11 protein-coding genes are annotated in these 10,399 nt (G+C 67.8%); 9 read left to right on the top strand and 2 right to left on the bottom strand.

The annotated features are described in order from the left end of the window. The first annotated feature begins 20 nt into the window (after window positions 1-20). The 3 genes from AC5RWT_RS30050 to AC5RWT_RS30040 all read left to right on the top strand — a co-directional run bounded on the left by AC5RWT_RS30050 (window position 21) and on the right by AC5RWT_RS30040 (window position 3,637). Entirely contained in the window at window positions 21-338 is a 318-nt protein-coding gene (locus tag AC5RWT_RS30050; protein WP_494083400.1) for a DUF3039 domain-containing protein, read from the top strand. 84 nt (window positions 339-422) lie between these two features. Beyond that, window positions 423-1,853 (top strand): MFS transporter, encoded by a 1,431-nt coding sequence (locus tag AC5RWT_RS30045; protein WP_494083398.1) that lies wholly within the window; start codon window positions 423-425, stop codon window positions 1,851-1,853. Then, a complete protein-coding gene (locus tag AC5RWT_RS30040) occupies window positions 1,850-3,637 on the top strand; it encodes a DEAD/DEAH box helicase (protein ID WP_494045693.1) in 1,788 nt (595 codons plus the stop codon). The genes AC5RWT_RS30045 and AC5RWT_RS30040 overlap by 4 nt, the downstream gene beginning before the upstream one ends. A 300-nt stretch (window positions 3,638-3,937) precedes the next feature. Here the strand turns inward: AC5RWT_RS30040 and AC5RWT_RS30035 are convergent, their stop codons facing one another. After that, the gene (locus AC5RWT_RS30035) at window positions 3,938-4,555 is read right to left on the bottom strand and encodes an isochorismatase family protein (RefSeq protein WP_494083397.1); all 618 of its coding nucleotides are present in this window, start codon (window positions 4,553-4,555) and stop codon (window positions 3,938-3,940) included. Continuing rightward, window positions 4,552-5,883 (bottom strand): nicotinate phosphoribosyltransferase, encoded by a 1,332-nt coding sequence (locus tag AC5RWT_RS30030; RefSeq protein ID WP_494083396.1) that lies wholly within the window; start codon window positions 5,881-5,883, stop codon window positions 4,552-4,554. The genes AC5RWT_RS30035 and AC5RWT_RS30030 overlap by 4 nt, the downstream gene beginning before the upstream one ends. Before the next feature lie 87 nt (window positions 5,884-5,970). Here AC5RWT_RS30030 and clpS point away from each other — a divergent pair, with 87 nt between their 5' ends. The 6 genes from clpS to rdgB all read left to right on the top strand — a co-directional run bounded on the left by clpS (window position 5,971) and on the right by rdgB (window position 10,314). Then, window positions 5,971-6,303: an ATP-dependent Clp protease adapter ClpS gene (clpS, locus tag AC5RWT_RS30025; protein WP_494045696.1), complete on the top strand. Its 333-nt coding sequence runs from the start codon at window positions 5,971-5,973 to the stop codon at window positions 6,301-6,303. After that, complete coding sequence (locus AC5RWT_RS30020) at window positions 6,304-6,879, top strand: DUF2017 domain-containing protein (RefSeq protein ID WP_494083395.1); 576 nt, start codon at window positions 6,304-6,306, stop codon at window positions 6,877-6,879. Window positions 6,880-7,022: 143 nt separating this feature from the next. Continuing rightward, window positions 7,023-7,979, top strand: coding sequence for a glutamate racemase (murI, locus tag AC5RWT_RS30015; protein ID WP_494045698.1), 957 nt, complete (start codon window positions 7,023-7,025; stop codon window positions 7,977-7,979). Continuing rightward, the gene (locus tag AC5RWT_RS30010; protein ID WP_494045699.1) at window positions 7,976-8,770 is read left to right on the top strand and encodes an MBL fold metallo-hydrolase; all 795 of its coding nucleotides are present in this window, start codon (window positions 7,976-7,978) and stop codon (window positions 8,768-8,770) included. The genes murI and AC5RWT_RS30010 overlap by 4 nt, the downstream gene beginning before the upstream one ends. Before the next feature lie 64 nt (window positions 8,771-8,834). Then, window positions 8,835-9,623, top strand: coding sequence for a ribonuclease PH (gene rph / locus AC5RWT_RS30005; protein WP_494045700.1), 789 nt, complete (start codon window positions 8,835-8,837; stop codon window positions 9,621-9,623). A 91-nt stretch (window positions 9,624-9,714) separates the two neighbouring features. Further along, the gene (gene rdgB, locus AC5RWT_RS30000) at window positions 9,715-10,314 is read left to right on the top strand and encodes an RdgB/HAM1 family non-canonical purine NTP pyrophosphatase (RefSeq protein ID WP_494083399.1); all 600 of its coding nucleotides are present in this window, start codon (window positions 9,715-9,717) and stop codon (window positions 10,312-10,314) included. Window positions 10,315-10,399 lie beyond the last annotated feature (85 nt).

Raw genomic sequence — 10,399 nt, 5'->3', positions numbered from 1 at the left:
TTCCTTTTTCAGGGGTTAAGATGGTTGGCATGAGTCTTCCCCCGGATCCTTTCGAAAACGACCCCCGCGCGCCGCAGACCCCGGGCGGGTCCACCGCGACGATCGAGCGTGAAGAACTCCGCGAAGAGCTTGAGCCAGGCGACCGCGACCGCTTTGCGCACTATGTCCGCAAGGAAAAGATCATGGAGTCGGCGCTGTCCGGCGAACCGGTGATCGCCCTGTGCGGCAAGGTCTGGGTGCCCGGTCGCGATCCGAACAAGTTCCCCGTCTGCCCCGACTGCAAGGCCATTTACGAAGGCCTGCGCCCCGGCGGCGACGATTCCGGCAAGAAGAAGTAGCCGCTCCCACTTATCCGAAGCGGGCCCTTTCGGCGCCCGCTTCGCTTTCGCCTGCCTGCAAAGAAAGTTAGTCCTGGTTCCTTGATGACCGAATCCACTGCCGTCCGCGCGCCCGGCGCGATGTCGGCTGCCTACCGGCCGCTGACGCTGGGATTGCTGGCAGTGATTACGCTGGCGGCCTTCGAGGCGGTGGCGGTGGCGACGGCGATGCCGGTGGTCGCGGCGGATCTGGAGGGCAAGTCCGCGTACGGGCTGGCCTTCTCCATGTTCTTGACCGCCTCGCTGCTGGCCAGCGTGGTGGCCGGCGTCTGGTGCGACGCCAAGGGCCCGCGCCCGGCGCTGGGGGCGGGGCTGGTGCTGATGGTTGCCGGCCTGGTGCTGTCCGGCGTGGCCGGAGAATTCTGGATTTTCACCGCCGGCCGGGCCGTCGCCGGGCTGGGCGGCGGCTTCGCCATCGTGGCCGTCTATGTGATCATCGGGCAGGTCTATCCGCAGCGGATGCAGCCGGTGGTGTTCGGCTGGCTGGCCGCGGCCTGGGTGGTTCCCTCGCTGGTGGGGCCGCTGGCCGCCGGCGTGGTCGCCGAGTACATTTCCTGGCGCCTGGTGTTCTACGGCGTGGCGCCCATTTTCCTGCTGGCCGTGCTGGTCATCTGGCCGCGGACCCGGAGCGTGGGTGCACCGGAGAACCCGACGACGGACCGGCGCGCCGGACGCCTGCAGGCGGTTCGTGGCCTGATGCTGGCCGGCGGCGTGTTCCTGGCCCAGTGGGCCCTGTTCGAAGCGGTCGCCGGTGGGCCTGCCTGGCAGTTGGTGCTCTGGTATGCGCTGGCGGCCGGGGGAGTGGTGCTGGCACTGGTGGCGCTGCCCAAACTCATGCCGGCCGGCACGATGCGGCTGCGCCGTGGTCTGCCCAGCGTGATCGCCACCCGGGGGCTGATCAACCTGGCGTTTTTTGGCGCCGAAGCGTTCATCCCGCTGATGCTGGTGGCGGCGCACGGGATCTCGCCCGCCACGGCAGGCCTGGCCCTGACGGCCGGCGCGGTGGGCTGGAGTATCGGCTCGTGGGTGCAGGCACGCGTGCAGACCGCGCGGCACCGGATGCTGGTGGTCGGCTCCGGCATCCTCACCGCCTGCATGGGGCTGATGGCGTTGGTCTCGGCGCCGTCGGTGCCGCTCTGGGCTCTGATTGTGGTCTGGGCGCTGGCCGGGTTCTCCATGGGGGTGGCGTTGTCCACCACCTCGGTGCTGGTGCTCCAGATGTCCGCTCCCGAAGAGCGCGGACGGAACTCCGCATCACTGCAGCTGGCCGACCAGCTGGGCGGCGTGGTGGGAACCGCGGGAGCGGGAGCGCTGTTTTCGCTGCTGCGCGATCCGGACAACCCCGGCGCGATCGGCGTCTACGTGGTGATCTGGCTGGTGCTGGCCGTGGTGGCCGCCGGCGGCATCGCCACCGGGTGGCGCAGCGCGGAACGGACAGAAGAGGGACAGGAACAACGGGAGGAGGCCACCGAATGAACAACGACACACTATTTGGCGCGGGACCGGTGCTGCCGCCGGCATACCCGGAACGGGCCGCTTGGGGCACGGCGCCCAAGCTGCGCCAATGGCAGGCTGAGGCTCTGCAGAAGTACTTCGAGATGGCACCCCAGGACTTCCTCGCCGTGGCCACGCCCGGCGCCGGCAAGACTACCTTTGCGCTGCGGGTGGCCACAGAGCTGGTGGAGCGCGGGCTCATCAACCGGATCACCGTCGTGGCGCCGACCGACCACCTCAAGCGCCAATGGGCGGACGCCGCCGCCCGGGTGGGGTTGGCCATCGACCCGAACTTCAAGAACTCCGACGGCTCGCACGGCCGCGACTTCATCGGCGTCGCCGTCACCTATGCGCAGGTGGCGATGAAACCGATGCTGCACCGCGCCAAGACCGAGGCCGCGAAGACCCTGGTGATCCTCGACGAAATCCACCACGGCGGCGACGCGCTCAGCTGGGGCGATGGCATCCGCGAGGCCTTCGAACCGGCCGTCCGCCGGCTGGCGCTGACCGGTACCCCGTTCCGCTCCGATACCGCTGCCATTCCCTTCGTGGAGTATGCCGAAGACAAGGACGGCATCCGCCGCTCGCGGGCCGACTATACCTACGGCTACGGCAGCGCGCTGCGCGACCACGTGGTGCGCCCGGTGATGTTCATGGCCTACTCCGGCGAAATGCGCTGGCGGACCAGCTCGGGTGATGAGTACGCAGCGTCGCTCGGCGAGGCCGCGGTGACCAAGGACATCACGGCCCAGGCGTGGCGGACGGCGTTGAATCCGCAGGGCCAGTGGATCCCGTCCGTGCTGGCTGCCGCCGACAAGCGGCTGACCGAGGTCCGCCGGGCCGTGCCCGACGCCGGCGGGCTGGTGATTGCCACAGATCACGACGACGCCCGTGCCTACGCCGGCCAGCTGAAGAAGATCACCGGCGAATCCGCCACGGTCATCCTCTCCGACGACGCCGGTGCCTCCGAGAAGATCGAGTCGTTCTCCGCCGGCGACAGCCGCTGGATGGTCGCCGTGCGCATGGTGTCCGAAGGCGTGGACGTCCCGCGACTTTCGGTCGGTGTCTACGCCACGTCCACGGCCACGCCGCTGTTCTTCGCCCAGGCCGTGGGCCGCTTTGTGCGTGCCCGGAAGCGCGGCGAAACGGCGTCGGTCTTCCTGCCCTCGGTGCCGAACCTGATGGAACTGGCCAACCAGATGGAGCTGGAACGCGACCACGCGCTGGACCGGCCGGACAAGGACAACGACGAAGGCTTCATTCCCGAAGAGGCGCTGATGGAGCAGGCCAACCGGGAAGACAAGGCCTCCGGGGAGCTGACCAAGCAGAAGTTCGAAGCGCTGGACTCCCAGGCCTCCTTCGACCGGGTGCTGTTCGACGGTGCCGAGTTCGGCACCGGGGGAGAGATCGGCAGCGAAGACGAACTGGACTTCCTGGGCATCCCCGGGCTGCTGGACGCCGAGCAAGTGGGCGTGCTGCTGCGCCAGCGCCAGCAGGAGCAGCAGACCCGCAAGCGCCAGCGTGCCGGCGGCGCTGCCGCCGCTGAGCCGGCGCCGGCCGTGGTGGACCACCGGCAGCTGACCGAACTGCGCAACCAACTGGCCAAGAACGTCTCCGCCTGGTCGGCCCGCTCGGGCATGCCGCACGGCGTGGTCCATTCGGAGCTGCGCCGGGTCTGCGGCGGTCCGGCCGTGGCCCAGGCCAACGAAGAGCAGCTGAACAAGCGGCTGAAGAAGCTCCAAGACTGGTTCATCGGCCGCAAATAGCCCCCGTCCCGGTGATCGACCAAAGGCGCTTACGCCTGCGTGGAGATCCGCAGCCGGAATCGCACGCGGCTTAGCGGGAAGCGCGGAACCTGTCGGGTTGACCTCGCGCCGAGGTTGGGGGCTGGCTGCGAGATCGGGGGTTATACCCGATGATCTCGCAGCCAACCCCTGATTTCGTGATGAGGTCAGGGGCGGTGGCGGCGGATCTCGGCGCTAATCCCTGACCTCGTCGGCCGAAGGTGGCGTCGGCGGCCTCGAGCCTCGCACGGAGGCCGCCGCACCGTGGCCGGCTCGCGCCGGCTATTTGATGACGTCGATGCCGTTGTCGCTGAATTCGGCCAGCGTCTTCTCCACGCGCTCGGCGTTGATTCCCGCCGAGAGCGTCAGGTTCACTGACGTGGCGTAGCCGGCCTGTACGGCATCCAGCGCCGTCTGCCGTACGCAGTAGTCAGTCGCCAGCCCGGCCACCACCACTTCATCCACCTCGTGTTCCTGCAGCCAGTCGTCCAGGCTGGGCATCTCGGTCTCGTCTTCTTCCTCGTCGTCCTCGCGCTCGCCGGTGGCTACTTCGTCAGCCGGTGCCAGCAGGCCGTCGAAACCGGAGTAGCCGGCGTCGAACTGGCCTTTGCGGAAGTAGGCGTCGATCCGGTCGGTGTCCAGGTCGGGGTGCAGGTCGGCCCCGCGCGTGCCGGCCAAGCAGTGCCGCGGCCAGCTGTCCACGAAGTCCGGCTCGTCGGAGAAATGGCTGCCCGGTTCCACGTGCCAGTCCTGCGTCGCCACCACGACGTCGTAGTCGTCCGGTCGGGTGTCCAAGTGTTCGCTGATGTCGGCGGCGGTCTTCGCTCCACCCTCGACGGCCAAGGTGCCTCCTTCGCAGAAGTCGTTCTGGACGTCGACGATGATCAATGCTCGGGTCATGACTGCTCCTCGAACTCGGTGGGAATGGCGGCCTCGCCGCGCTGCAGCCGGTGTACGGCGCCGGGCAGCTCGGCCATGGAGGCGGTGTGGCGTTCAGCGGCGCGGCGGACGCCTTCGGCGCCGGTCCAGCCGTCCGCCAGCTTGCCGTTGGTGACAAATTGTTGCAGCAGCGGCCGGTCGTTGCCGTCGTCGAGCGGCCGATGGCCAATGCCGATCACCTCGGCCGTGGCGGCGCCGCGCTGGTTGAGCCGGCGCAGCGCATACTTGCGGCCGCCCATGGAAATCTTGTTCTTCGAGGCCTTCGCCACCGAGACCTGCTCGCCGCCGGGGCCCTCGCGGCTGACCAGCTTGTAGACCATGCTCGCGGTGGGCGCGCCGGACCCGGTGACCAGTGCGGTGCCGACGCCATAGGAATCCACCGGAGCCGCGGCCAGCGAGGCGATGGCATATTCGTCCAGGTCGGACGTGACGGTGATGCGGGTGTGGTGGTTGCCCAGATCGTCCAGCAACTTGCGCACCCATTGCGCCTGGGCAATCAGGTCGCCCGAATCCAGCCGCACGCCGCCCAACTCGGGACCTGCCAAGTCCACGGCCGTACGGACGGCGGTCTCGACGTCGTACGTGTCCGCCAACAAGGTGGTTCCCACGCCCAGCGAAGCCAACTGCGCTTCGAACGCCTTCTGCTCGCTGTCATGCAGCAAGGTGAAGGAGTGGGCGGCCGTTCCCACCGTCTTGACGCCGTACCGGTAGCCGGCTTCCAGGTTGGAGGTGCTCCAGAAGCCGCCAATCACCGCGGCGCGGGCGGCAGCGACGGCCGATTCCTCGTGCGTGCGCCGGGACCCCATCTCGATGCAAGGCCGGCCGCCGGCCGCGCCGGTCATTCGGGAAGCTGCCGAAGCGATGGCGCTGTCGTGGTTCAACACGGACAGGATGAACGTCTCCAGCATGCAGGCTTCGGCGAAGCTTGATTCCACAATCAGGATCGGCGAGTAGGGGAAGTACGCCTCGCCCTCGGCATAGCCGTAGATGTCGCCGGAAAAACGGAAATCGGCCAGCCAGTCGATGGTCTTCGCGTCCACCACGTCCGTGCGGGCCAGGAAATCCAACTGGTCTTCGGAGAAGGTGAAGTGCTCGATGCCCTCCAGGATCCGGCCGGTGCCGGCCACCACGCCATACCGGCGTCCCTCGGGCAGCCGCCGGGCGAAGGCCTCGAAGACGGAGCGCCGATGGGCTGCCCCGGAATGCAAGGCGGCCTGGAGCATGGTCAGCTCGTAGTGGTCGGTGTACAGGGAGGTGCTGGGATGTCCCCAGCCGGCTGCAGTGTTCACATCCACGACTCTAATCCTGTGTTCGCCGTCTGAGTACTTCCGGGCCGCCGGCGGGCTCGGCAACGGCTCCTGCCTACAATGGAAGTCATGACCGTGAGCATGCTTCCCTCCTGCACCACAGTGCTGGACGCGGATATCGAGACATCCCGCCGCACGGAATCGTCGGAACTCACGGCCAAAGACGTCCCGTGGGTCGTCATCGTGTGGAACGATCCGGTCAACCTGATGAGCTACGTGAGCTATGTCTTCCAGAGCTACTTCGGCTATTCGGAGGCCAAAGCGCGCAAGTTGATGCTCGAAGTGCACCAACTGGGCAAATCCGTGGTGGCCACCGGCAGCCGCGAGCAGGCCGAGCGGGACACCGTGGCGATGCATTCGTTCGGCCTGTGGGCCACCTACCAGAAGGCGGACCAGGCGTAGATGGCCAAGGCATTCAAGCGCACGCGCAAGGGGATTACCGGCTTCCTGGAGCCGGCCGAGCGTGACCTGATCGGGAAGCTGTTCGGGGACGTGATCTCCATGCTGGAGATTGATCGGAAGGACGAGGATCCGCTGGCGGCCATGGTGGGCCTGGACCTCGACGCCGCCAAGCCCCAGGACGCGGCCCTGCTGCGGCTGCTCCCCGACGCGGTACAGCACGACGACGGCGAGGCGCTGGAGTTCCGCAGGCTCACCGAGCGCTCACTGCGCGAGGACAAGCTCGGGGCGCTGCGCGCCAGCGCGCTGCTGCTGGAACACTCACCCATGCAACTGACCGATGAGCAGGCCCGGCTGTTCGCACGCGCCGCCAATGACGTCCGGCTGGTGCTGGCCGAGCGGCTGGAGATCCACACGGATGAGGACGCCCAGGCGCTGCATGAGATCGATGACTGGTCCCAGGCGGAGGACCTGGAGGCCTACCTGGCGCTGGTCTACAACTTCATGACCTGGCTGCAGGAGACGCTGATGCAGGCTCTTTTGGACGGATTGGAACGGCATCGGGGCGACGAGCGCTAAAGCTCCGCGGCGCAGCGAGGGAAGCTGCCACCCAAGGCAGGACTGTGAGATGGCTTACAGAAGCCGCACAGAAGTTCGCCCAACCGGCAGTGCACGTCTTATCCTCTAGTGAATATGAGCCCGGAAAGGCAGTGACACCGAAGATGTTGATCCAACCCGCAGCTCCGATCGGCATCTTCGATTCCGGGGTGGGCGGGCTGACTGTTGCCCGCGCGGTCATCGACCAGCTGCCGAACGAGTCCATTCTGTACGTGGGCGACACAGCGAACGGACCCTATGGCCCGCTGCCGATCGCCGAGGTGCGCGCGAATGCCCTGGGCGTGATGGATGAACTGGTCGACGCCGGCGTGAAGCTCCTGGTCATTGCCTGCAACTCGGCCTCCGCCGCCGTGCTGCGCGACGCCCGGGAGCGCTACACCGCCCGCTACGGCATCCCGGTGATCGAGGTGATCCAGCCGGCGGTCCGCCGCGCCGTCGCCTCCACCCGCAGCGGCCGGATCGGCGTGATCGGCACGTCGGCCACCGTCGGCTCCCGCGCCTACGAGGACACCTTCGCCGCCGCGCCTCACCTGGACGTGACCTCGGTGGCCTGTCCGCGTTTCGTGGAATACGTGGAGGCCGGCGTCACCGCGGGGCAGGACTTGTTGTCCACCGCCGAAGAGTACTTGGAGCCGCTCAAGCGCGCGGACGTTGACACCCTGGTGCTCGGCTGCACCCACTATCCGCTGCTGACCGGCGTCATCTCCTATGTCATGGGCGACGGCGTCACGCTGGTTTCCAGCGCGGAAGAGACCGCCAAGGACGTCTACCGTTCACTGGTCTCCCACGATCTGCTCCGGCCGGAAGGAACACCGGGCCAGCACCACTTCGTTGCCACCGGCGATGCCGCCTCCTTCGAGGTGCTGGCCCGCCGGTTCCTGGGGCCGGAGGTGATAGCGGTGGAGCACGTGGACCACGTGGCCGCACACTATCCCACCGGCAGCATGGCCCGGATTACTCCCGAGATGGTCGCCGCCGCACGAGCCGGCGCGGCGTCTGCGCCCAGGGTCTCGCCGTTTGCCGGCGCGGCACGGCAGCCCAACCAGGGGGAGCGGGCATGAACCTGACCATCATCGGCTGCAGCGGCTCGTTTCCCGGGCCGCAGTCCCCGGCGTCGTGCTATTTGGTGACTGCCGACGACGGCGAACGCGTCTGGCGGATCCTGCTGGACCTGGGCAACGGCGCACTGGGGACCGCACAGCGCTACATGGAGCTGGAGGACATCGACGCGATCTTCTTGAGCCACCTGCACCCGGACCACTGCATGGACCTGTGCGGACTCCATGTGGCCGTACGCTGGAAACCCGGTGGCTGGGCAAAGGGCCGCATACCCGTGTGGGGGCCGGCGGCCACCGCGGAACGGATGGCCACCGCCTACGGACTCGAGCTGGATCCCGGCATGACCGAGGAATTCGACTTCCACCACTGGTCGGAACGGGAACCGGTGAAGCTGGGCCCCTTTACCATCACGCCCTACCCGGTGCGCCATCCAGTGGAAGAGGCCTACGCCATCCGCGTCGAGGCGACCGAACCCACCCCTGACGGGCCGGTGACGCGGGTGCTGGCCTATTCCGGAGACACCGACAGCTGCCCCGAGCTGGTTGAAGCAGCCACCGGCGCGGACATGTTCCTCTGCGAAGCCGCCTTCCATGAAGGCCGCGACGACGCGGTCGACGGCGTGCACCTCACCGGGAAGCGCGCCGGCGCGGCCGCCACCGAAGCGCAGGTCCGGCGGCTGCTGCTGACCCACCTGCCGGTCTGGAACGATTCCGTGCGCACCGTCAACGAGGCCCGCGAAACCTACCAGGGCGATTTGGCCGTGGCGGTGGCCGGCGTCAGCTACGTCATCTGACTCGCACCGCCTGAGCCTCCCAGTCTGAACCGCGCTGGCCGGCGCGAGCCGATAGGCTGGTGCCATGACTGATGTTGATTCCAGCTCCGCCCTGCCCGCCGTCACTGCCCGAGCCGACGGCCGGACGCCGGATCAGCTGCGCCCGATCAGCATCACCCGTGGCTGGTCCAACCAGGCCGAAGGCTCCGCGCTGATTGAATTCGGCAACACCCGCGTGCTGTGCACCGCCTCGTTGACTGCGGGCGTGCCCCGCTGGCTCAAGGGCGAGGGACGCGGCTGGGTCACCGCCGAATACGCCATGCTTCCCCGCGCCACCAACACACGTTCCGACCGCGAATCCGTCAAGGGCAAGATCGGCGGGCGTACGCATGAAATCTCGCGGCTGATCGGCCGCTCGCTTCGCTCGGTGATCGACACCAAGGCACTGGGGGAGAACACCATCGTGCTGGACTGCGATGTGTTGCAGGCCGACGGCGGCACCCGCACCGCGGCCATCACCGGCGCCTTTGTGGCGCTCGCCGATTCGTTGCACTGGGCCAAGGAGCAGAAACTGATTGCCCGCTCCGCTCGGCCCCTGACCGACACCGTGGCCGCCGTGAGCGTGGGAATTATCGACGGCGTGCCCATGCTGGACCTGCCCTATGTAGAAGACGTCCGCGCGGAAACCGACATGAACGTGGTGGTGACCGGCTCCGGCCAGTTCGTGGAAGTCCAGGGCACCGCCGAAGGCGCACCGTTCGACCGTGCGGAGCTCGACGCTCTGCTGGACCTTGCTCTGGCAGGCACTGCCCAGCTCTCCCAGATCCAGCGCGACACCCTTTCGGAGACGCTGGGAGAAGTTATCCGTGGCTGAAACCGGGGCCGAACAGGGCGGCGCTCTCAACCCACAGGGCGCACAGGATCGCGCACGGGATCCGCAAGGCGCCCAGGGTGCCGGACCACGTCTGGTCCTGGCTACCCATAACCAAGGCAAGCTGCGCGAACTGCGCGAACTGCTGCGGGGCCAGATTCCCGGGCTCGACGTGGATACGCAGGTGATCGACGCCGCTGCAGCCGGTGCGCCGGACGTCCCCGAAATCGGCCTGACGTTTGCTGAAAATTCGCTGTTGAAGGCACACGCGGTGGCCGAGGCAACCGGTCTCGTGGCGGTGGCCGACGACTCGGGCTTGGCCGTTGACGTGCTCGGCGGTGCCCCAGGGATCTTCTCCGCACGCTGGGCAGGCAAACACGGCGACGACGAGGCCAACCTGCGCCTCCTGTTGGCCCAGCTGGCCGACATCGCGCCCGAACATCGCGGTGCAGCATTCGTCTGCGCCGCGAGTGTTGTGTCGCCCCGGCTGGAAGCCGTCGAAGAGGGCCGCTTGGCCGGCGTCCTCCTGACCGAGCCTCGCGGCTCCGGAGGTTTCGGCTATGACCCTATCCTGCAGCCTGCCGGCATGGACCGCAGTTGCGCGGAGCTGCTGCCGGAGGAAAAGAACGCCATCAGCCACCGCGGCCAGGCCTTCCGCGCACTGCTGCCGCACCTGGTGGCGGCACTGAGCTAGGAAACGCCGGCCTCCGTCTAGCCAAGCAACCCAGCTACGCCCACATTTCCGGCGTCTGGTTCCAGCCCGGTTCGGACTATGGAGC

Source organism: Arthrobacter sp. Dra40, assembly GCF_059091905.1.
The sequence above is the reverse complement of the archived record's forward strand: the minus strand, read 5'-3'. Positions and strand labels throughout refer to the sequence as shown.